This window comes from Streptomyces niveiscabiei, from assembly GCF_033794345.1.
In the GTDB taxonomy this organism is placed as follows: Bacteria; Actinomycetota; Actinomycetes; order Streptomycetales; family Streptomycetaceae; genus Streptomyces; species Streptomyces niveiscabiei.
Window position 1 is genome coordinate 56,829 of the sequence record NZ_JARAYJ010000025.1, and the last position, 20,794, is coordinate 77,622.

At 71.2% G+C, this 20,794-nt stretch carries 18 protein-coding genes; 11 read left to right on the top strand and 7 right to left on the bottom strand.

Annotated elements, in window-relative coordinates; all coding sequences use genetic code 11:
- Positions 1-14: 14 nt before the first annotated feature.
- Positions 15-980, bottom strand: a complete 966-nt coding sequence (locus tag PV682_RS29240; protein ID WP_319734791.1) for an ArsR/SmtB family transcription factor — start codon at positions 978-980, stop codon at positions 15-17.
- A 179-nt stretch (positions 981-1,159) separates the two neighbouring features.
- On the opposite strand from PV682_RS29240, the gene PV682_RS29245 reads away from it, so the two are divergent.
- Both PV682_RS29245 and PV682_RS29250 read left to right on the top strand, forming a co-directional pair.
- Positions 1,160-2,365, top strand: coding sequence for an MFS transporter (locus tag PV682_RS29245; protein WP_319734792.1), 1,206 nt, complete (start codon positions 1,160-1,162; stop codon positions 2,363-2,365).
- 45 nt (positions 2,366-2,410) lie between these two features.
- On the top strand, positions 2,411-3,172 hold the full coding sequence (locus PV682_RS29250; RefSeq protein ID WP_319734793.1) for a hypothetical protein: 762 nt from the start codon (positions 2,411-2,413) through the stop codon (positions 3,170-3,172).
- 6 nt (positions 3,173-3,178) lie between these two features.
- Here the strand turns inward: PV682_RS29250 and PV682_RS29255 are convergent, their stop codons facing one another.
- Positions 3,179-3,808 (bottom strand): hypothetical protein, encoded by a 630-nt coding sequence (locus PV682_RS29255; RefSeq protein ID WP_319734794.1) that lies wholly within the window; start codon positions 3,806-3,808, stop codon positions 3,179-3,181.
- A gap of 126 nt (positions 3,809-3,934) precedes the next feature.
- Between PV682_RS29255 and PV682_RS29260 the strand changes: the two genes are divergently transcribed.
- Together PV682_RS29260 and PV682_RS29265 are read left to right on the top strand one after the other, a co-directional pair.
- Positions 3,935-5,740, top strand: a complete 1,806-nt coding sequence (locus PV682_RS29260; RefSeq protein ID WP_319734795.1) for an acyl-CoA dehydrogenase family protein — start codon at positions 3,935-3,937, stop codon at positions 5,738-5,740.
- A gap of 309 nt (positions 5,741-6,049) precedes the next feature.
- A complete protein-coding gene (locus PV682_RS29265; RefSeq protein ID WP_010350078.1) occupies positions 6,050-6,553 on the top strand; it encodes a PaaI family thioesterase in 504 nt (167 codons plus the stop codon).
- 356 nt (positions 6,554-6,909) lie between these two features.
- On the opposite strand, the gene PV682_RS29270 is transcribed toward PV682_RS29265, so the two are convergent.
- The 4 genes from PV682_RS29270 to PV682_RS29285 all read right to left on the bottom strand — a co-directional run bounded on the left by PV682_RS29270 (position 6,910) and on the right by PV682_RS29285 (position 10,569).
- Entirely contained in the window at positions 6,910-8,145 is a 1,236-nt protein-coding gene (locus tag PV682_RS29270; RefSeq protein ID WP_319734796.1) for an AMP-binding protein, read from the bottom strand.
- Positions 8,146-8,427: 282 nt separating this feature from the next.
- Positions 8,428-9,090, bottom strand: coding sequence for a polysaccharide deacetylase family protein (locus PV682_RS29275; RefSeq protein WP_319734797.1), 663 nt, complete (start codon positions 9,088-9,090; stop codon positions 8,428-8,430).
- Positions 9,091-9,103: 13 nt separating this feature from the next.
- Positions 9,104-9,796, bottom strand: a complete 693-nt coding sequence (locus PV682_RS29280; RefSeq protein WP_319734798.1) for a glycoside hydrolase family 11 protein — start codon at positions 9,794-9,796, stop codon at positions 9,104-9,106.
- 206 nt (positions 9,797-10,002) lie between these two features.
- A complete protein-coding gene (locus tag PV682_RS29285; protein WP_319734799.1) occupies positions 10,003-10,569 on the bottom strand; it encodes a TetR/AcrR family transcriptional regulator in 567 nt (188 codons plus the stop codon).
- 107 nt (positions 10,570-10,676) lie between these two features.
- Between PV682_RS29285 and PV682_RS29290 the strand changes: the two genes are divergently transcribed.
- Positions 10,677-11,870: an MFS transporter gene (locus PV682_RS29290; RefSeq protein WP_319734800.1), complete on the top strand. Its 1,194-nt coding sequence runs from the start codon at positions 10,677-10,679 to the stop codon at positions 11,868-11,870.
- Positions 11,871-12,018: 148 nt separating this feature from the next.
- On the opposite strand, the gene PV682_RS29295 is transcribed toward PV682_RS29290, so the two are convergent.
- On the bottom strand, positions 12,019-12,588 hold the full coding sequence (locus PV682_RS29295) for a TetR family transcriptional regulator (RefSeq protein WP_319734801.1): 570 nt from the start codon (positions 12,586-12,588) through the stop codon (positions 12,019-12,021).
- Positions 12,589-12,943: 355 nt separating this feature from the next.
- On the opposite strand from PV682_RS29295, the gene PV682_RS29300 reads away from it, so the two are divergent.
- The 6 genes from PV682_RS29300 to PV682_RS29325 all read left to right on the top strand — a co-directional run bounded on the left by PV682_RS29300 (position 12,944) and on the right by PV682_RS29325 (position 20,788).
- Complete coding sequence (locus PV682_RS29300) at positions 12,944-14,257, top strand: UDP-glucose dehydrogenase family protein (protein WP_319734802.1); 1,314 nt, start codon at positions 12,944-12,946, stop codon at positions 14,255-14,257.
- A 54-nt stretch (positions 14,258-14,311) separates the two neighbouring features.
- Entirely contained in the window at positions 14,312-15,529 is a 1,218-nt protein-coding gene (locus PV682_RS29305; protein ID WP_319734803.1) for a glycosyltransferase, read from the top strand.
- Positions 15,530-15,604: 75 nt separating this feature from the next.
- Complete coding sequence (locus PV682_RS29310; protein WP_319734804.1) at positions 15,605-16,534, top strand: UTP--glucose-1-phosphate uridylyltransferase; 930 nt, start codon at positions 15,605-15,607, stop codon at positions 16,532-16,534.
- Between the two features lie 14 nt (positions 16,535-16,548).
- On the top strand, positions 16,549-18,150 hold the full coding sequence (locus PV682_RS29315) for an MDR family MFS transporter (RefSeq protein WP_319734805.1): 1,602 nt from the start codon (positions 16,549-16,551) through the stop codon (positions 18,148-18,150).
- A gap of 542 nt (positions 18,151-18,692) precedes the next feature.
- Complete coding sequence (locus tag PV682_RS29320; protein WP_319734806.1) at positions 18,693-20,093, top strand: UvrD-helicase domain-containing protein; 1,401 nt, start codon at positions 18,693-18,695, stop codon at positions 20,091-20,093.
- Entirely contained in the window at positions 20,090-20,788 is a 699-nt protein-coding gene (locus PV682_RS29325) for a DarT ssDNA thymidine ADP-ribosyltransferase family protein (RefSeq protein WP_319734807.1), read from the top strand. The genes PV682_RS29320 and PV682_RS29325 overlap by 4 nt, the downstream gene beginning before the upstream one ends.
- Positions 20,789-20,794: the final 6 nt, after the last annotated feature.

The following is a 20,794-nucleotide window of genomic DNA, read 5'->3' on the forward strand; positions in this document are numbered from 1 at the left end:
TTCGGATGCTACGTCTACGACCCAGGTACCCCCGCCACGACCGCGTCCCCGACCTCCGTCCGTACATACAGCACCGACCTGCCCACCCGCCGCCGCTCCACCAGCCCCGCGTCCCACAGCACCCGCAGATGCCGGCCGACCGACCCCAGCCCCTGCCCGGTGACGGCGACGAGCTGCGTCGTGCTCATGGGCTGCCCCAGCAGCACCAGGACCCGCGCCCGCCCGGTCCCCAGCAACGCGTCCAGCGCCCCGGCCCTTCCCGCCCCGCGCTCCTGCGTGAGCACGCCCACGCAGGGGTAGACGACCGCGTACCGCAAGGACTCCTCCCACGCGACCCACCCCGTCTGCGGCGTCACGGGGACGAGGACCAGTTCGGCGCCGGAGATCTCGCGGGGCGGATACTCGTGCCGGTTCACCTGGAACGTGCTCTCGCCGAGCCAGCGGGTCCCCGGCCGCAGGGAGTCGAGCACGGCCGCCCAGCCGCCCCGGCTCACCTGGTCCAGCCGTACGGCGATGTCCGCTTCGAGGACGTGCCGCCTGCGCTCCCAGTAGGGGTGGACGGCCTCCTCCCACACCCACTCCATGAGGTCGGCGGCGCGGTCGGGCAGGTCGTCCCGCACGAGTACCTCGGGCAGCTCCCCGGCGAGGGCCATCCGCAGGTGGGCGTGGGACTCGGCGACCCCGGCGGACCGTACCCGTAGTACCTCGGTGGCGAAGTCCTCTCCACCCCGGGGTGTAGGCGTCAGGAAGTCGGCGATCCAGTCCCGGCCGAGCCCCGCCTTCACTAGCAGCGCGGTGACGGGGTCGGCTGCGAGGCGGGCGCGGTACGCGGGCAGGTGCGCGGCGAGCCACCGGCTCTCCCCGGGATGCCGGCCCACCCCGGCGTGCAGCAGCTTCAGCGCGGCGAAGGTCTCGGCGAGCGGGGACAGCACGAACCGGCTCCGGGCGAGCGTGTCGGCGTTGACCTGCCACAAGCCCACGAACGACCTCCTTGCCGGGCGGGATGCTCCACGAGGGCCCGCGCGGGGATTCTCGGCGAGGGCCCGCGCGGGGATTCTGGGCGAGGGCTTGCGCGGGATGCTCGGCGAGCGCTCGCGCGACCTTTCGCGTACCCGCGAAACAATAACCACCTCGCCCCGGCCGCCCCGAGACTCCGCCCATGACCGGCGCACCCACCACGACCGCTGCCCCTTCCACCACCCCGTACAGATCCCTCTTCGCGATCCCCGAATTCACCCCCCTCTTCCTCTCCTCCGCGACCCACGTCGCCGCCCAGACCCTCGCCGGTCTGGCCCTCGGCACGCACGTCTACCGCGAGACGGACTCCCCCCTCCTCTCCGCGCTGAGCATGTTCGGCCCGTCCCTGGCGCAGGTCCTCGGCGCGACCTTCCTCCTCTCGGGAGCCGACCGGCTGCGCCCCCGCGCCACGCTCGCGGCCCTCTCCCTGGCGTTCGCGACGACGACGGCCGTGGTCGCGGTCCCCGGCCTCCCGCTGGGCGCCGTGTTCACGGTGCTGCTCCTCCAGGGCCTGGTCTCGGCGCTGGGCGGCGGGGTCCGCTGGGGCCTGCTGAACGAGATCCTCCCCAACGGGGCGTACCTGACTGGCCGTTCCCTGTTCAACATGATGAACGGCCTGATGCAGATCGGGGGTTACGCGACCGCGGGCCTGCTCCTCACGATCGTCAGCCCGCCCCAAGTCCTCGCGCTGGCCGCCCTGTTGTACGTCACCTCCGCTGCGATCACCCGCGCGGCCCTCGCCGAACGCCCGCCCCGCACCATCGGCCGCCCCACCCCGGCGGAGACCTGGCGCACGAACGCCGAGCTGTGGTCCTCCCGGCCCCGCCGCCTCACCTACCTCGGCCTGTGGATCCCCAACGGCCTTGTCGTGGGCTGCGAATCGCTCTTCGTCTCCTACGACCCCGGCGCGGCGGGCACCCTGTTCGCGTGCGCGGCACTGGGCATGCTGATCGGTGACGTGACCGTCGGCCGGGTCCTGCGACCCGCCGTGCGGCGCAGGGCGGTGACCCCGCTCCTGCTGCTCCTGGCGGCGCCGTACGCCGTGTTCGCGTTCCACCCTCCGCTCCCGGTCACCGCTGGGGCGGCGGCGCTCGCGTCGATCGGCTTCGGCGCGAGCCTGGCGCAGCAGCAACGGCTGATGGACCTGACGCCATCTCAACTCAGCGGCCACGCCCTGGGGTTGCACTCCTCGGGGATGCTCGCCCTCCAGGGGCTCTCGGCGGCGGCAGCGGGCTCCCTGGCCCAACTCGCCGGTCCCGCCCAGGCGATGGCGGCGATGGCGGCGGTCTCGGTGGCCGTCACGCTCGCTCTCCACCTGGCCGACAACGGGCGTCGAATCCGGCGGTAAGGGGGAGAAACCAGGAGCCCACGCCGAACGAACGGAGTCTCCTGGATGAGCGGCGCGCTGCAAGACCTCCTGGTGAACCTCTCCTCCGCGTCGCTGGCGTTCGTGGCGGGCTGGTCGTTCGGCAGGGTCCGTGACCTGTGGCGCTTCCGGGACACCCGGGGGTTCTGGAAGCCGTTCACCGCACAGGACCTGAAGATGGTGACGTCGATCTTCATCCAGGAGGAGCACTACATCTGGGAGCGCTCGGGGCTGGTCGGCGTAGGGGACGTCCTGGCCATCAACGAACTACGGCAACAACTCCAGCGCACCGGCGTGAAACACCTCCCCCTCACCCCGAGCCACCACCTCACGGGCCTCGAACGCCGGGCCAACCTCATCCTCGTCGGCGGCCCCCACTCCAACCGCGTCACCGCCGAGGTCGTCCAACGCCTGCCGCTCACCTACACGTTCGGCCCCGCCGAAGAACACGACGCGCGAATCACCGACGCACGCACGGGCGAGATCCTCTCGCCCGCCATCACCCCGGACAACCAACTGGCGGTAGACCTGGGCATCTTGGTCCGCGCCCCCAACCCCTTCCAGCCGGACCACCACATCGTCATCCTCGCCGGCAGCTTCGGCTTCGGCACCAGCGCCGCCGCCCGCCTCCTCTCCGACCCCGACTTCCTCAACCACCCCCTGGTCTCCAGCGGTTCCCCCTTCGAAGCAGCCTTCTCGGTGGAGGTCGTCGCCGGCGAACCCCAACGCATCGACCTCAAGGACCTGAGAGAACTGGACACGGCGGCACGGAGGCCGACCGGGGCGTGAGCCGGCTCACCGCTCCTCCGGCACGCCCCCCTCCAGCAGCCGTTCCCCGATGTCGTCGGCCCACAGCTGGGCCCACAGCCGCAGTCGCCCGACGTCCGCGCACCCCGTGAACTCCGTGTCGTCGAGCCACTCCGTCCGCACCAACCGTCCCTGGAGGTCGGCGAGTTCGAGGCCGTCGCGGCTGTGGCGGCGGCCCAGTTCCTCCAGTTCGGGCCAGCTCCAGAAGTCCGCTCCGGCGGCGACGCGGACGAGATCGCGGGCGTAGCCGCGGTGGACGAAGTCGCGCACCTTCACGCCCATGGCGTCGGGGAGGGAGAGGGCGAGACCGGAGGGGGTCTCGACGGGAGGGCGGTGGAAGACCTCCTTGCAGAGGGAGACGGAGGCGCCTTCGACGGTGAGGCGGGCGAACAGCGGTCCTTTCTCGGTGATTTGGGCGTCCCATCCCAACTCGGCCAGTCCCAGCGCCACTTGGGAGGCGATCCACTCCAGTCGCGACGGATGCTCGGTGGCCGTCCCGACCCCGCGCGACCACCCCACCACCCCGTGCGCACGCAGCGCGCAGCCCCCCGTCAGGGCGAGGGGGTACGGCGACCCGACGGCGAGGACATCGGCCGCCAGGGACCGCTCGGTGAACATGGCTGGATTATGCCGGGGATACATGCCTAGCAAGGGGGCGCGCGACCAGCGAAACGCTCCTCACCGGCAACATCGGCCGCTCCACGGGCACTTGACGCACTCGGCACCCGCCCTGACCATGAGCCCATGAACGCGATGTCCGACGAGATCGCAGTCATGCTGTCCGCCGACCGGCAGGATGAGGCGTACCGCCACCACCGAGAGCTCTTCACCCAGCCCCTGTTCGCACAGGACTGGCGGGCGCGGCCGACGGACCCGGGGCGGCGCGCGTACGAGCGGTACCTGCGCCTGCTGCCGAAACTGCGGCCCATGGAAGCGGCCTTCGACGTCCGCGAGCTGGTCGATCTGACCGAGTGGGCGACGACGGTGGATCCGCACCTGGCGCTGCTGCTGAGCGTCCAAGTGAACCTGGCGCTGGGCACGTTGACGGAGTACTCGCCGCTGTCCGGCGAACCCGAGCGCACCCGCCGCCGCATGCTGGAGGGCCGCGCGGTCGGCGCGTACGTCGTCACCGAACTGGGCCACGGCAGCGACCTCGGCAACGTCGAGACGATCGCCGAATTCGACTCGGACACACGGGAGTTCGTGCTGAGCACGCCGTCCTCGACGGCGGTCAAGTTCATGTCCAGCACCGCCCCGCCCCCGCTCGCCGGAGTCTCCCGCTTCGGCGTCGTCCTGGCCCGCCTCAGGCTCTGGGGCGAGGACCGGGGACCGTACGCCTTCCTGGTCCACCTCACCGCCCCCGACGGCACGGTCATGCCCGGCGTCACGATCCGCCGCCTCCCCGACAGACCCGTCCTCGGCATCGACAACGCGCTGACCCGCTTCGACGGCGTCCGCGTCGGCCTGGACTGCCTCCTCTCGCCGGAGGGCACGCACGTCACGCCCGAGGGCGAACTCGTCGAACCGCTCCCCGAGAACAGCCGCACCTGGCGCGCGATCAGCAGAGTCCGCACGGGCCGTATCGCCGCCGCGGCGATGGCGGCAGCGGCGGCGCGGGCCGCCCTCTCCATCGCCGTACGCCACGCCGCGCAGCGCGAGATCGAGAGCAAGGCGGGCGGCCGTATCCCCCTCGCGCACGTCCGCTCCCACCACGGCCGCCTGCTGGACGCGCTGGCGGAGACGTACGTCGCGACGCTCGCCGTCCGCGAGGCGTCGTCCGCGTTCGCCGGTATCCCCGACGAGTACGCCTCAGGGGTGACGGACGAGATAGCTCTCACGAAGTACTTCGTGACGACCGTCGCCGCCCGCGCCTGCGACGAGGCCCGCGAACGCCTGGGCGCGCAGGGCGCGTTCGCGCACAACCGGATCGTCGAGTACCGCGCGCTGCGGGACGCGGTGACCACGGCCGACGGCGACAGCCACGTGGGCGCCCTGCACGCGGCGTACCGTCGGCTGGCTCTGGGGGAGGAGAAGGGTACGACCCGCTGGGACCCGGCCACGCCCTGTGGCGCGGACACCCCCGACCTGTGGCTCAGCTGGCTGGCCGTACGCGAGGAGTACCTCCACCGCAGGGCCCGGCGCCTGCACGCGACGTCCGGCGGCGACGCCCAGGTCCGCTGGGACCGCACCTCGCACGCGGCGCTCGCGGCGGCGGAGGCGCACGCGGCGTACCGGGCGGCCGAGGCGCTCGCCCGCCGCACGGACGGCGTCTCCGCGGCGACCCGGCGCGTCCTGCACGACCTGCTGGCCCTCTTCGCGGTCCGCCAATGCCAGTCCCACGGCGCCGACTTGCTCCCGGACGGCCCCTTCCCGGCCCTGACCGAACCCCTCCCGGCGATGGCGGACCGCCTCCACGACCGCCTCGCGCCCCACCTGCGCACGCTCACGGAGGCGTTCGAGCTGCCGACGGGGCTGCTGGGCACGCCGTTCGAGGCGCCGGAGGGGTTCGTGTCGCACTACGCGCGGGCGCTGGACCCCGCCGGGGAGTGAGGGCGGGGGAGCGCCGGCGTGGCAGTGCGTGCCAGGCACTCAGTGACACCGGGAAGCGCGGTTCGGCAGGGCCCGCGCTGGGCATGCCGACGGGCACGAAGCGTGCCGCCGGGCCCGGGAGAAAGGTGCGCGAGGCCACGGCCGAACCAGCGAGCGCACGGGGCGCTTAGACCGATGATCCGACTTGCCCCGCGCGCCGTTCCCGCGCGCCCCCGTGCACCCGAGATGGATACCCGGCCCTTGGATTAGGTCGGCGCGGGTTGTTGCATGGGTGCCTTCCAGCACCCCTACGACCTCGGAGTTTTCCCGATGACTACCGCCACACTCGCGCCCCTCTCCCCCGTCCTCGCGTCGGACAGCCCGTTCGTTCGGCGCCTCCGTCGTATGAGCGGTCTGAAGGCGATCCAGGAGTCCGCGGCGCACGGCACCGGGTTCTTCCCGTTCAGTGACGGGCTCGGTGTCCGGGTCCAGATGGCCGAGCGCGGCCGGGTGATCCTGAGCGCCACCCCGACGGACGGCCACAGCAGCTGGCCCGGCTTCACGCACGGCGGGTTCACCGCGACCCTGTGCGACACGGCGTGCGCGCTGGCCGCGCTGTCGACCGTGCGGCGCGGCACCAAGGCCGTGACCGGCAACTTCAGCATGAACCTGCTCCAGCCGGTGCCGGCGGGCAGCTTCCGCATCACCTGCGTGGGCAGGGCGACCCAGACCCAGGGCCCGCGCATCCTCGCCCACGCCGACGTCACCACCCCCGACGGCACGCTCCTGGCCCACTCCACGGCCCTGTTCCTCACGAAGGACCTGATGGCGTAGTACCTGTCCCTCCGCAGTACCTGTCCCTCCCGCCGTACCTGTCCCTCCGCAGTACCCCCTGACACGTTCTCGTAGCCTCCCGCAGCCGCAGGAACGCCCCCCGGCGTCCTGCGGCTTTCGCATGCCCGCACCCATCTCCCCGGCCACCCTCATCTCCGGCGAAAATAGCGCTCGTTACGCGAATCAACGACACGAGCCACGCCAACGGCACTGCGTGCACACCGATTTGGGCGCGGTCCTTCCGGTGGAATGTCACCGAGTGCCCGGACGCCACGACTGCCCATATGGCGGTAGGCAGTTGCTCCAACTCAGGGAGCACGGGTGCGGGCCGAATTTCCAACGTTCGGCGGAACGCCTCAGCCGCTCCTGCGCGCGGCCTTGTCGAGATGGCTCTTCAGCGTCGTCGTCAGCGGCACGGTGTCCAGCGCGGTGAAGAAGCGCGGTACGGCATGGCCGGGCAGCCGGTTCGTGCACCAGGACACCAACTCCCCTTCGGACGCGTCCGATACGACCTCCGCCGCCACCACCGAACCCACGAACGGCGCGGTCCGCGCGAACACCCGCGCCCAGTGCACGTCCGGGTGGGCGAGCAGCACGTCCCGCACCTGCCCGGCGGACAGCCTCAACCCCCCTACGTTCAGCTGGTCCTGGCCGAGTCGCCCGCTCAACACCACACGCCCGCCCACGAATTCGGCCCGGTCACTGGTCGCGATCCACTCCGGCACCCCGTCCGCGCCGTGCACGGGACGGACGTACAACTGCCCGTCCCGCACGCGCAGTCCGGGCTTCGCACCGTCCGTGCGCTCCAGCCACTCGACGGGGAACCCGGCCTTCCCGTCGTGCACGACGACGCAGGCGCCCGCCTCGGTGGAGGCGTAGATCCAGGTGATCCGCGCGGCGGGGAACACGCCCCGCAGCCGGTCGAGGAGCGGCTGGTCCACCGGCTCGCCGCCCAGCGTGATCTGCCGGGGCCGCAGCTCCGCGAGCCCCGGATCGGCGGAGGCCAGCGCGAGCCGCCAGAACGAGGGCGTCGCCGACACCGCGTCCACGCCCTCCGCGAGCGCCACCGGCAGCCACTGGTCGGGGCGCGGACCCGGCGCCGTCACGAGGTCCTGACCGGGGAACGCGAGGCTGAGCGCGACGAGTTGCCACCAGGCGTACGTGCCGGGGGAGTAGGGGAGCAGCCAGCGGTGCGGCGCCGGGGGCGCGGCGAGCGTCGTCAGCGAGGACAGCGTGTGCGCGAGCAGCCGGGGCCGGCCCGCGCTCCCGCTGGTCGTCAGCCAGATCCGGCCGGGCCGCGCGGGCCGCCCCTCGGAGAACCGCCGCAACTCCTTGTACAGCGTCTCGTCGACCCTCTCCCGCGCGACGACCAGCAGCTCGCCGGGGTTGCCGAGATGGGCGCGGGCGGCCGTGAGCGCGTCGAGCTGGCCGTCCGCGAGGACGACCGTGCGCCGCGCCGGCGGGGGCGGGTCCAGCCGCCACCAGGTGCCCCGGAACCCCTCGCAGACGATCCGGTTCTCCAGCGGGTCCCCCGCTCTCGCCCCCGCCCTGCGGCCTCGGCGTTCCCCCGGAGCGACGCGTCTGTGCGGCATCCCACGACTCCTTTTGGCCACGCCGGTCCCGGGGCACTGGACGTGCGCCGGATTCGGGGCGCTGGACGTCCCCCGCCACACCTATCCCGTCATACCCCTCCCCCGGGAGGCGTACGGCAGGCGCTCAAGTGGCAACCGTCCCCCGGCCACCACCGGAGATGCCCCCGCCTCACCCTTCCGCTGGATTGCCGGGCCCGGCCCTGACGGTGAGTGCCACCGGCGCCCGGCGTATCGGGGACGGGCGACGGCGCGGCGGCCGGAAGCCGCCGCGCCGGGACACCGCTACGGCGCCACCGCGCGCCCGGTCGACGGCGAGATCGCCCCCGGACACAGGCCGCGCGACGCGAGGTTCTGCGCGATCCGGGGGATCGCGGCGCGCGTGTTGGCCGGCCAGTCGTGCATCAGGATGATCTGGCCGCCTGTGAGCCGCCCGACGGCGGCCACGATCGCGTCGGTGCTCGCGTTGTTCCAGTCCTGCGAGTCGACGTCCCAGATGATCTGCCGCAGCCCGTACTTGGCCGCCACCGCCTGCACGGTCGCGTTGGTCTCGCCGTACGGCGGCCGGAACAGCCGGGGAGTGCCGCCGCCCGCGTTCGCGATGGCCTGCTGCGTGCGCGACAGCTCCGAGTCGACCTGGGCCTGCGGGAGTTGGGTGAGGTGGGGATGGGTGTAGCTGTGGTTGGCGACCCACATCCCCGCCGACACCTGCGCCCGCACCTGTGCCGGGTAACTCGCCGCGTTCTGGCCGGTGTTGAACATCGTGGCCCGAAGGCCGTTCGCGGTCAGGGCGTTCAGCAGCGCCTGCGTGTTCCCGCCGGGGCCGTCGTCGAAGGTGAGACCGACGTACCCGGAGCAGGCGGCGGCCTGGGCGGGAGCGGCGTTCACCGCGAACCCGGCCAGCGCGGCCACCGCCGTCACGGCCGCGAGAGATCGTGCCGAGAGCATCGCGTCAACTCCCTCAGTTCACCGTGATGTTGGAGCTGCCGCTGCTCTGGTAACCCTCCGTCGCCATGATCATGTAGTAGTTGAACGACCCGAGCCGCATCCCGGCGCGCGCCCACGCGTCGAAGTGGTTGCCGGCCGTGATGGTCCCGCCGGTGCGCTTCTGCTGCCGGACGCTCCAGTACTGGTTGAAGGTCTTGACGCCTTCCACGGACGGGGCGTTGTAGCGGGTGGTCTGGTAGATGTCGTAGGTGCCGCCGTCGCTGTTCACGGTGCCCTTGTAGGTGCCCGTCGGGCGGTAGGTGCCCCAGTTGTCGACGATGTAGTACTCGACGAGCGGGTTCGCCGTCCAGCCGTAGAGCGTGAGGTAGGCGTTCCCCGACGGGTTGAAGCTGCCGGAGTAGCTCACGGTCCTGCGGCTGCCGTTGCTCCAGCCCTTGCCGGCCACGAAGTTGCCGGTGTTGCGCCACGAAGTGCTGTAGTTCCCGCCGTTGTTGAGCGTCATCGAGACGGTGCCCTGCGAGTCCGTCCAGAACGAGTAGTAGTACCCGGAGTTGGTGCCGGTCTGGTTGGTGGTGACGACCGTCGCGGCGTGCGCGGTGCCCGGCATGACGAGGGCGACCAGTGCGACCAGAGCTGTTGTGCAAACGGTTGCTGCGAAGAGCCTGAAGCGGCTGAGAGGGCCGCTGCGTGCGGGTGCGGCGTTCATGGCGTGCTTCCTCCTGGTCCTCCAGAGGTAAGGGTGCCTGACGGGGGACAGTGTTGGTATGACCCCGACAACTGTCAACAGTTTCGGCAGACGGCTCGAAACATTCGCACCCGTCGTGCCTGATCAGCGCGCGTAGCACGGAGGCAATGCGGTCACTTGCCCCAGGTTGCGGCCCGCGAACCTCGAATGTTTCGCCGGTCTTCCGGTCAGTTTTTACCCTCGGGGAATCCCCGCCCGCGCTCCAGGACCGCCTGGACGATCTCCGCGATGTCCGCCCGCCCGATCGGGGTGTCGTCGAAGAAGTTGTGCAACGTGAACCCCTCGACCAGCGCGTCCAGCGCGCGGGCCGTCAGCGGGTCGAAGTGCCGGGCCAGCGCGTCCCGGCTCGCCCGCATCCAGCTGTTCAGCACCGTCCGCAGCTCCGGCGTGCGCGCCGCGAACGCGTACAGCTCGAACGTCAGCAGCGGGTCGCGGTCGCTCGTCCACAGCGTCCCGCTCATGATGTCGACGACCGCGTCGCGGGCCTCCTCCGGCGTCCGCGCCGCCTCCAACTGGGCGCGGTAGTGCGCCGATACGCTCTCGGCGAGCCGCGTGAACGCCTCCGTGAGGAGCTGGTTCAGATCGCCGAAGTAGTACGTCACCGACCCGAGCGGGACGCCCGCGGCGGCGGCGATCCTGCGGTACGTGACGCGGATGGCGCCCTCCTCGGCGACCACGTCCAGGGCGGCGGCGAGGATGAGGTCGCGGCGGGAGGGGGTCTCGGGTGAGGTCATGTCGGGAAACGCTTTCTGCCGCCGTGAACTGGCCTGTACATTTGTCCAAGCCGCTGGGCGAGGGAACCCGACCGGCAGCCGGCCCGACACCCCGGAGGAGCATTCTGATGGATCAGGCTGTCCGCAAGCGCCGTCGCGCGCTGTTCGTCTTCTTCCTGCTCGCCGGGGTCTCGATGTCGTCGTGGGTGACCCGCACCCCCGCGATCCGCGATCAACTCGGCGTGTCCACGGGTGAGATGGGCCTCGTCCTCTTCGGTCTCTCGCTCGGCTCGATGCTGGGCATCCTCTGCTCCGGCCGCCTCGTCTCCCGCTTCGGCACCCGCCCGGTGATCCTCTGGGGTACGGCCGTGCTGGTCGCCGGCCTCGCGACCGTCGCCGCCGGCGTCCTCGCCTCGTCCACGCCCCTCGTCACGGCCGGCCTCTTCCTCTTCGGCTCCGGCATAGGCGGCGGCGAGGTCGGCATGAACATCGACGCGACCGACGTCGAACGCCTCACCGGCGTCACGACCATGCCGACCCTGCACGGCTGCTTCAGCCTCGGTACGGTGCTCGGCGCGGGCGCCGGCATCGCGGCAACCGCCCTGGACGTACCGGTGCAATGGCATCTCGCCGGCGCAACCGCCCTGGCCGTAGGGCTCCTTGTGTACGCGTTCCCGGCGATTCCCGCCGGGACAGGCCGAGTTGAGAAGACCCCGGCCGCCGATTCCACCCGCCCCGGTACCGCCGTGTGGAAGGACCGCAAGCTCGTCCTGATCGGCACGATCGTCCTCGCCATGGCCCTCGCCGAGGGCTCTGCCAACGACTGGCTCCCCCTGATCATGGTCGACGGCCACGGCATGGACGAGGCCGCCGGGTCCCTGGTGTACGCCGGTTTCGCCGCCGCGATGACGCTGGGCCGGTTCAGCGGGGCGTACTTCCTCGACCGCTACGGCCGTGTGAACGTCGTCCGGGCCAGCGCCCTCTCCGGCGCCCTCGGCCTCCTCCTGGTCATCGTCGCCGACAACGCGGCGATCGCCGGAGTGGCCGTGCTCCTGTGGGGACTCGGCGCCTCCCTCGGCTTCCCCCTCGCCCTCTCCGCCGCCGGTGAATCCGGCCCCGACGAGACCGCCCGCGTCAGCCTCGTCGCGATCATCGGCTACCTCGCCTTCCTCGTCGGCCCTCCGACCCTCGGCTTCCTCGGCGAACACGTGGGCCTGCGGCCGGCGATGCTCGTGGTCCTGGCCTGCGTGGCCTGCGCGGCCTTCGCCGCGCCGGCGGTGGATACGCGGGGGCGGCGGGAGGCGGTGGGGGAGGGGGTATGACCGGCTGACGGCGCCGCACGAACACCGCACGAACACCACACGCACCGAACCTCGCCGGGCGTAGTACCGCCGTACTCCGGGGCTACTCCCCGACCGGCGTAGTACCGGCGTACTACCGCCGTACGACAGGACCCCCCCATCGACCGCATCACTCCCCGCCCCGTCCGCACGAGCAGTCCTCCTCCGCGTCCTCCCCATCGCCGCACGGCCTCAGCAGCAGCTCGACGGCCTTCCTGATGTAAGGGAGAACGGTGCGGTCCGGCACCGAGCTCAGGGCCGGTGTCTGGACGGCCAGCCGCATCAGGGTCATGCCCAGCAGCCACGCCGCCAGCAGTTCGGCGCGCACCTCGGCGTCGGGGCCGTCCAGGCGTCGGGCGAAGTGCTCCGAGAAGATCTCGGTCACATCGGAGCGGAGGCGTCCGACGGCTTCCTCCCGGCTGGGCGAGCGGAGCATCGTCAGCACCGGATGCGGGACCTCGTCCTCCCCGGGGCCCTCGAAGGCGAGGCGGTGGATCCAGTCCGGCACGTCCTCCAGCGGCAGGTGGCGCAGCGGTTCGAACAGGGCGCTCGCGTGGTCCGCGACCGCTTCGAAGAGGCCCTGTTTTGAGCCGAAGTACCGGTAGACGAGAGCGGCGTCGACATCGGCCGCCCTGGCGATGTCGCGGATGCTCGTGCCGTCGTAGCCGTACTTCCCGAAGCGCCGGGCGGCGGCGCTCATCAGAGCCGCTCGGGAGCCCGCGGAGTCGTATTTACGGGGCGTGATGCGGTCGCTACCGCTCCGTTTCGCCGCGTCCGGGCTGTCCATCTGGTGCTCCTCGGCTCGGGTGTCAGGGCCATGCTCCCCCGTCCCGGGGGGCCTGTCCAAAAGCTGTCGATCACATGTCATCGATCGTTGACAAGTGTCTCGGCGATCGACGTAGCTTGTGGACGCGGGCAGTCGATCTCCGGCTGTCCGCCTTCCACGGTCGGGCCCGACAGCGTTGTCAGGCCTGCGCCGGCGCCCGGTCCCGACGACGACGTCAGGTCGTGAGGGACCACACGCCGGCACCTGAACGAGCAGAACGGGTGATCCCTTGGCTCTTCGAAACGTAACTGTCATAGGAACCGGCTACGTCGGCCTGACCACCGGCGCCTGCCTCGCCTCCCTCGGACACCGGGTGGTGTGCGCGGACGCCGACGGGGGCAAGGTCGAACGGCTGCGGCGGGCGGAGGTCGACATCCTCGAACCGGACCTTCCGGGCGTCGTCCGCGACGGTCTGGACTCCGGCCGTCTGGAGTTCGTCCAGGACACCCGGGCGGCCGTCGAGAAGGCCGAGGTGGTCTTCCTGTGCCTGCCCACCCCGATGGGCGTCGGCGGCGCCGCCGACCTGGCCGCCGTCGAGGCGGTCGCGGGCGAGGTCCGTGACCGGCTGCCGCACGGCTGCCTGGTCGTCAACAAGTCGACCGTGCCGGTCGGCACCGCCGAGCGCGTCGCGGCGCTGCTCGGCCGCCCCGACGTGACCGTGGCCAGCAACCCGGAGTTCCTCCGCGAGGGCCGCGCCGTACACGACTTCCTCCACCCCGACCGCATCGTGGTGGGCGCCGCCGACCCCGGCGCCGCCCGGCAGGTGGCCGACCTGTACGTCGGCATCGACGCGCCGCGCGTGCTCACCGACACCGCCGGCGCCGAACTCGCCAAGTACGCCGCGAACTTCTTCCTCGCGATGAAGCTGTCGTTCGCCAACAACCTGGCCACCCTCTGCGAACGGCTCGGCGCCGACGTCGACGACGTGATCGCCGGCATCGGCCACGACCCGCGCATCGGCGGAGCCTTCCTCGACCCCGGCCCGGGCTGGGGCGGTTCCTGCCTGCCCAAGGACACCCACGCCCTGCTGAGCGTCTGCGAGGAGTCCGGCGTCGAGTTCCCGCTGCTGCGGGCCACCATCGAGACCAACGTCGAGCACCAGCGCCACCTCGTCGAGCGCGTGGCCGCCGGCTGCGCGGGGCCGGACGGCTCGCTGCGCGGCGTCCGGCTCGGTCTGCTCGGCCTCGCCTTCAAGGCCGGCACCTCCGACCTGCGCGACTCGCCCGCCCTGGCCATCGCCCGCCTGCTGCGGGAGCAGGGCGCCGAACTGCGCGCCTACGACCCGGCCGTCAGCGAGCTGCGTCCCGACCTCAGCGATCTGCTCACCATCGTCGACACGCCCCTCGACGCCGTCGACGGGGCCCGCGCCTGCGTCGTCCTGACCGAGTGGCCGCAGTTCCGCGACCTGGACTGGGAGGCCGTCGCCGACCGGCTCGACACGCCGTTCGTCTACGACTTCCGCAACATCCTCGACCCCGGGCGGCTCGGCGAGGCCGCACTGTCCTGGGCGGGCGTCGGCCGTACTCCGGCGATGGCGCGCTGACCGCGCGCCGCACCACCCCCACTCATCCTTCGATCCCCCACAGAAAGGCCTGACGTGCGGGTACTGTTCACCACCCTCGGCAGCCCCTCCCACGGCCGCGCCCAGTTACCCCTGGCGCGAGCGCTCGCGGCGGCCGGTCACGAGGTGCTCGTGGTCACCACCCCGGCCCTCGTCTCCGTCTTCGAGAAGGACGACGTCCAAGTGACCGCCTCCATGGGCGAGTTCACGCCCCACACCTTCATCACCCCGGAGCTGCTCGAACAGGCGGCCCGTCCCGGCCCGGACGGCGGGACGCCGCAGGACGTCCTGCGGCGCGCCATGCCCCTGGCCATGGCCGGCCCGATGGCCGGGCGGCTTTGGGAACGGGTCCTTCCGGCGGCCGAGGAGTTCCGCCCCGACCTCATCCTGCGCGACGGCATGGACCTCAGCTCCTGCCTGACCGCGGAACGGCTCGGCGTCCCGCAGCTGCCCACCCCGGGCGGCACCAACAACGTCATCGACCCCACCGAGCTGCTGCCCGGCCTGAACGGCCTGCGCGCGCGAGCGGGGCTGCCCGTCCAGGAGGACCCGCTGTCGATCGTCCCCCACGGGCGCATCGACTACGTGCCGACGGCCTTCTCCTTCGCCCAGTACCTGCCGCCCTCCTGGGCCTACCGGCAGACCGTGGCCGTGGACCGCCGCTCGGTCCTGCCCCGGTGGATCGCGGACCTGCCCACCGACCGCCCCCTGGTGCTCGCCGCCCTCGGCACCGCGCTCCCGATGCTCCGGGAACAGGCGGCCGACGGTGCGGAAGGGCGGACGCCGGTCGAGATGCCGGACCCCGTCCAGACGCTGCGGTCGATGATCGCGGCGGTGTCGAGGCTGGAGGAATGCACCGTCGTCGTCTCCACCTCGGGCATCCCGGCGGACACCGAAGGACTGCCCCCGCACGTGCACGTCACCGACCGGGTGCCGCAGCCCCTGCTGCTGGAGTCCGTCGACCTGTTCCTCACCCACGGCGGCTTCAACAGCATCCGGGAGTCGCTGCGCACGGCGACCCCCATGGCCGTACTCCCGCAGTTCGGCGACCAGTTCGGCAACGCGCGCCGCGTCCAGGAGCTCGGCCTCGGCCGGGAGGTCACCGACCCCACGCCGGACGGCATCACCGCGGCCCTGCGCGAGGTACTGGCCGACCCGGCCGTCGGCGCCAGGGCCCGCGCGGCCCGGCTGGCCATGCTGGCGCTGCCGGAGATCGACAGCGCCGTGGCCGACCTGGAGAAGCTCGCCGCCTGACATCCGCCGGGCCGCCCGACCGCACGTCGGGCGGCCCGGTGCCTCCCCCCACTCTCTTCACCGAAGAAGGTCCCCATGTCGTCCTCCCGCTCGGTCACCAAGGCCGTGATCCCGGCCGCGGGTCTCGGCACCCGCTTCCTCCCGGCGACGAAGGCCATGCCCAAGGAGATGCTGCCCGTCGTCGACCGGCCCGCCATCCAGTACGTCGTGGAGGAGGCCGTCGGCGCCGGCCTGTCCGACCTGCTGATGATCACCGGGCGGAACAAACGCCCGCTGGAGGACCACTTCGACCACGCCTGGGAGCTGGAGGAGGCCCTGGCCCGCAAGGGCGACGAGGGCCGGCTGCGCAGCGTGCGCGAGTCCACGGCGCTCGCCGCGATCCACTACGTCCGCCAGGGCGTCCCCGCGGGTCTCGGGCACGCCGTGCTGTGCGCGGAGCGGCACGTGGGGCAGGAGCCGTTCGCCGTCCTGCTCGGCGACGACCTCATCGACCCGCGCGATCCCCTGCTCACCCGGATGACCGAGGTCCGGGAGCGGTTCGGCGGCAGTGTGGTCGCGCTGATGGAGACCGACCCCGCCGCCATTCACCTCTACGGCTGTGCGGCGGTCGAACCCACCGCCCACGAGGGCGTCGTCCGCCTGACCGACCTGGTGGAGAAGCCCGCCCCCGGGCAGGCCCCCAGCTCGTACGCGGTCATCGGACGCTATCTGCTCGACCCGGCCGTCTTCGGCGTCCTGCGCCGCACCCCGCCCGGACGCGGCAGCGAGATCCAGCTCACCGACGCGCTGCGCGAGCTGGCGCACAGCCCCGACACGCCGGTCCACGGCGTGCTGTTCACCGGCAGGCGGTACGACACCGGCGACCGCGCCGAGTACCTGCGCACGATCGTCCGGCTGGCGTACGAGCACGGGGAACTGGGCCCCGGATTCCGCCGGTGGCTGGCGGAGTTCATGGACACCCGGCGCGCGGCCCCCCTCGGTGGCGGACCGGGCGTGGCGGCGTGAGCGGGGGCAGCGACATGACCACCGCCGACACCGCCGGTACCGCTCCCGCGCGGCTGGAGCACCGGCAGATCGTCACCGTCCTGTGGGGACTCATGCTCGGCATGTTCCTCGCGGCCCTCGACCAGACCGTGGTCTCGTCCGCGCTGCGCACCATCGCCGACGACCTGGACGGGCTGACCGCGCAGGCGTGGGTGACGACCGCGTACCTCGTCACCGGCACCATCGCGACCCCGCTGTACGGGAAGCTCTCCGACATCTACGGCCGCCGGCCGGTCTACCTGTGCGCGATCGTGCTGTTCGCCGCGGGGTCGCTGCTGTGCGGGTTCGCCACGTCGATCTACGAACTGGCGGGCTTCCGCGCGGTCCAGGGGCTCGGCGGCGGCGGGCTGATGTCGCTCGCCATGACGGTCATCGCCGACCTGACCTCGCCCCGGGAACGCGGCCGGTACCAGGGGTACATCACGGCGGTCTTCGCCGGTGCGAGCATCGCCGGGCCGCTCGTCGGCGGGCTGCTCGCGGGACAGGACACCCTGCTCGGCGTCGCCGGCTGGCGCTGGATCTTCCTGCTCAACGTGCCGCTGGCGGCGCTGGCCGTCGTGGTGGTCCTGCGCGTGCTGCACGTGCCGCACCAGCTCGTACGGCACCGGCTGGACTACGGCGGTGCGGTGGCGCTGGCCATCGGCATCGTCCCGCTGCTCGTCGTCGCCGAGCAGGGCCGGGTGTGGGGCTGGGGCTCCGGCCGCGCCCTGGCCGCGTACGCCCTCGGGCTGGCCGGGCTGGTCCTCTTCGTCGTGGTGGAGCGCCGGACGGGCGACGCCGCCCTGCTGCCGCTGCGGCTGTTCTCCATCCGGGCGTTCCGGCTGGGGACGGTCCTGCACTTCGTCGTCGGCATCGCCATGTTCGGCACCATGACGACGCTTCCGCTCTACCTCCAGCTGGCGCAGGGCATGACCCCGGTGGCGGCGGGGCTGGCCACACTGCCCACCGTCGTCGCGAACGTGACGGTGACGCTGCTGGTGGGGCGGCTGATGGCCCGGACGGGGAAGTTCAAGACGCTCCTGGTGGCGGGCATCGGTTCGCTGGCGCTCTCCCTGGTGGTGTTCGCGACGCTCCGGGCGGACAGCCCTCTGTGGTACGTCTCCATCGGCATGCTCTGCATGGGGGCAGGACTCGGCGCCGCGATGCAGACCATCACCACGCTCGCCCAGTCGGAGGTGCCCCGCACCGACATGGGCGCGGCGACGGCGTCGGTCAACTTCTTCCGCTCCAACGGCGGCACGGTCGGCGCCGCCGTGTTCCTCTCCATCCTCTTCTCCCTGGCGGGCTCCCGGATCAGCGAACGCCTCGGCACGGCCCTGGCCGCCCCGGCCTTCCGCCGCCTCGCCGCGGAACCGCACAACGCCCACGCCCTCGACGGCGTCCTCCGCGCCGACGGCAGCGTGAACCTGGAGGACTCCGCCTTCCTCCGCGCCCTCGACCCCACGCTCGCCGAGCCCTTCCGCGACGGCTACGCCAGCGCCCTGCACGTCGTCTTCCTCACCGGCGCCGCCGTCGCCCTCACCGCCCTCGTCATCGCCGCCTGGCGGGTACCGGACACCAGACTGTCGGCGGACTGAGCGAACGGGCCGCCGAGCGGTACGGCAACTGCCCGCTCACGCAGACGGCCTCGGACGAGGAGTCCGAGGCCGGCCGAAGCACCTCCCTGAGGGAACCCCGAGGTCGGAGCAGTAATGCGTGGTGCCCCGAGGCAGATTCGAACTGTCGACACCCGCTTTAGGAGTGGGATCGGATCCTTGCCGGGTGGTTCTCGACGCTACCGTTTGGTGCTGTTCTCCCTGGTCAGCGCGATGCGGCAGCATATTCGGTCCTGCTCAGGCCATCCTGTGCCAGACAGTCCGCTCATGCATTGCGCACGCATCGCGAGGGTGCAGGCCCTGGTAGACGCGCTCCGTGCAGTACCCGGCTGGCGCCGTTTCCCCGGGCTCACATTCCCTGGTGGGCTGGGACGTTAGTGGAAGTGCTGCCGTACGGCTCATGGTATGCAATTACCGATCGTCGGCTGGGAGCGAAAGCGCTGTGGCGGTGGAAGTGCACGGCCTGCGGGAGAGGATGCTGCCTCGCCTATACCAAATGACCATGGACGCGTCATACTGACGTGATGGGGCTTTCGTTACCTGAACCGAAGGGTCACCAGAGGGACGTCGTCTTCCTGAACGAACGCGGTCACTGCGTCGTTCTTGGTACGGCGGGCAGCGGCAAGACGACGATGGCGGTCCACCGGGCTCACTATCTGGCCACGGCACCGGCTATCGGAGGCCGTACTCTGCTGGTCACCTTCAACAAGGCGCTCGTTACTTACCTCAAGGGCATGGGCACGGCGCTCCCTAACCTGCAGATCGAGACGTACCACACTTTCGCACGTGGCTACCTCGCACACCGCACCAGGGCGTCGGTGCGCATATACAAGCTCAAGGAGAAACTGGTCGAGCGGGCACTGGCGGAGGCCCGCGAGCGGCTTCCCGGCCGGGCGCTGGTTAAGCGCCCGCTCGAGTTCTTCCTGGACGAGTTGCACTGGCTCGTCGGGCACGGCGTCGATCGGCAGACGTATGTGGAAGGCCGCACTCGACGAGTCGGCCGGGGCAAGCCGCTCCAGCAGTCCGATCGCGAAGTCGTCTTCGCGATCTACCGGCGCTACGAGCAACTGCGTGCAGAGGCCGGGTACGAGTACGACTTCGACAACATGGCGTCTTCTGCTCTGGCGCTCCTCAAGGACGATACGACCGAGCGGCATTACCGGCATGTGATCGTCGACGAGGGCCAGGACTTCACACCCGAGATGATCCGCAGCCTCGTGGCAGCTATCCCTGGGGACGGTTCGCTGACGTTCTTCGGGGACTATGCGCAGCAGATCTACGGAAGCAGGATGTCCTGGCGGTCTCTCGGCCTTCACGTACCCAGAGGCATCGTGGAGTTCGCCCACAACTACCGCAACAGCCGCCAGATTGCCCAACTCGCCCAGGTCATGTCTGAGATGCCGTACTTCAAGGACGAAGTCGACCTCGTCCAGCCGACCCGGCCGGCGGCCGACGGCCCGAAGCCCACCATCCTGGAGAGCCCGAGCAAGAAGCAGCAACTTGCCGAAGTCGCGCGTACGGCTCTGGCGCTGGGGGCCGATCGTCAGGTCGCCATCTTGATGCGCACACGGGAGCATGAAGCCGAGCTAAAGCTTCTCCTCTCGGGCAGCCGTGTCCCCGTCGAACGACTGCACCGCGACCTCCCAGGCTGGACGGACCAGCCCGGCGTGTTCTACGGAACTTACTCTGCGGCGAAGGGCTTTGAGTTCGACTCGGTGATCCTCCCGTTCTGCGACGCCGACGAACTGCCGAAACCGAGCGAGGTGGAGGCCCATGGCCCCGACGAGGCGAAGGCACGCGAAGGGCGGCAGTTGTACGTGGCGGTCACACGGGCCCGTACGGAACTCGTCATTCTGCACTCTGGCAAACTCACCGGTCTGTTGCCGAACGAAATGTCGGACCTGTACGTCCGGGTGGAGTCGTGAGCGACATAATCGCCCGCGCCAGGGCCCGCGGCATCACGCGACTGTGCCACTGCACCAAGTCCGCCAACCTGTCCCACATTCTCGACAGCCGCGAGATACGACCGGTGGCCACTCTGCGAGAGTCGGCAGACGCCTATCGGCCGGCCGATACCCAGCGCTTGGACGGGGCACCGGACCGCACCTTTCTGAGCGTCGAGTATCCGAATGCGTGGTATCAGTCCCAGGCTGCGGGCAGGGACTCGCACTTCCGAGACTGGGTTGTGTTCACCCTGGACGTCGAACTGCTCGCTACGCCGGGCACGCGGTTCTGCCCGTACAACTCCGCACGGGATGGGAGCGTCGGCGCTCTGACCGGTGTCGATGCCTTCGACGCCCTGTTCGCGCCGACCGTGACCGGGAATGCGACACGGAAGCGGGAACGCGCGCATCCGACGTGGTGGCCTACGGACGACCAGGCCGAGATACAGATACCCGGCACCATCCCGCTGTCCGCCGTACGCTCGGTCATCGTCCGGGACGAGCAGCAGGCGGACCTGGAGTACTTCAGGCTCACGCGGTTCGGCATGGCGGCCCTGCTGCCGCCCCTGGTCGTCGCGCCTGTGCTCTTCGACAAGTACTCCCTGAGCAACTCCATACGCTCGGGCACACGGCCACCGGAGACTCCGTACATCCCACGAGCGGCTCTGGCAGAGTGAACACGT

Coding starts and splice junctions, on each gene's coding strand:
- PV682_RS29280 (WP_319734798.1), bottom strand. CDS start 9,796: ATGAACGCCGCACCCGCACGCAGCGGCCCTCTCAGCCGCTTCAGGCTC.
- PV682_RS29255 (WP_319734794.1), bottom strand. CDS start 3,808: ATGTTCACCGAGCGGTCCCTGGCGGCCGATGTCCTCGCCGTCGGGTCG.
- PV682_RS29295 (WP_319734801.1), bottom strand. CDS start 12,588: ATGAGCGCCGCCGCCCGGCGCTTCGGGAAGTACGGCTACGACGGCACG.
- PV682_RS29315 (WP_319734805.1), top strand. CDS start 16,549: ATGACCACCGCCGACACCGCCGGTACCGCTCCCGCGCGGCTGGAGCAC.
- PV682_RS29270 (WP_319734796.1), bottom strand. CDS start 8,145: ATGCCGCACAGACGCGTCGCTCCGGGGGAACGCCGAGGCCGCAGGGCG.
- PV682_RS29250 (WP_319734793.1), top strand. CDS start 2,411: ATGAGCGGCGCGCTGCAAGACCTCCTGGTGAACCTCTCCTCCGCGTCG.
- PV682_RS29285 (WP_319734799.1), bottom strand. CDS start 10,569: ATGACCTCACCCGAGACCCCCTCCCGCCGCGACCTCATCCTCGCCGCC.
- PV682_RS29275 (WP_319734797.1), bottom strand. CDS start 9,090: ATGCTCTCGGCACGATCTCTCGCGGCCGTGACGGCGGTGGCCGCGCTG.
- PV682_RS29290 (WP_319734800.1), top strand. CDS start 10,677: ATGGATCAGGCTGTCCGCAAGCGCCGTCGCGCGCTGTTCGTCTTCTTC.
- PV682_RS29310 (WP_319734804.1), top strand. CDS start 15,605: ATGTCGTCCTCCCGCTCGGTCACCAAGGCCGTGATCCCGGCCGCGGGT.
- PV682_RS29260 (WP_319734795.1), top strand. CDS start 3,935: ATGAACGCGATGTCCGACGAGATCGCAGTCATGCTGTCCGCCGACCGG.
- PV682_RS29320 (WP_319734806.1), top strand. CDS start 18,693: ATGGGGCTTTCGTTACCTGAACCGAAGGGTCACCAGAGGGACGTCGTC.
- PV682_RS29245 (WP_319734792.1), top strand. CDS start 1,160: ATGACCGGCGCACCCACCACGACCGCTGCCCCTTCCACCACCCCGTAC.
- PV682_RS29265 (WP_010350078.1), top strand. CDS start 6,050: ATGACTACCGCCACACTCGCGCCCCTCTCCCCCGTCCTCGCGTCGGAC.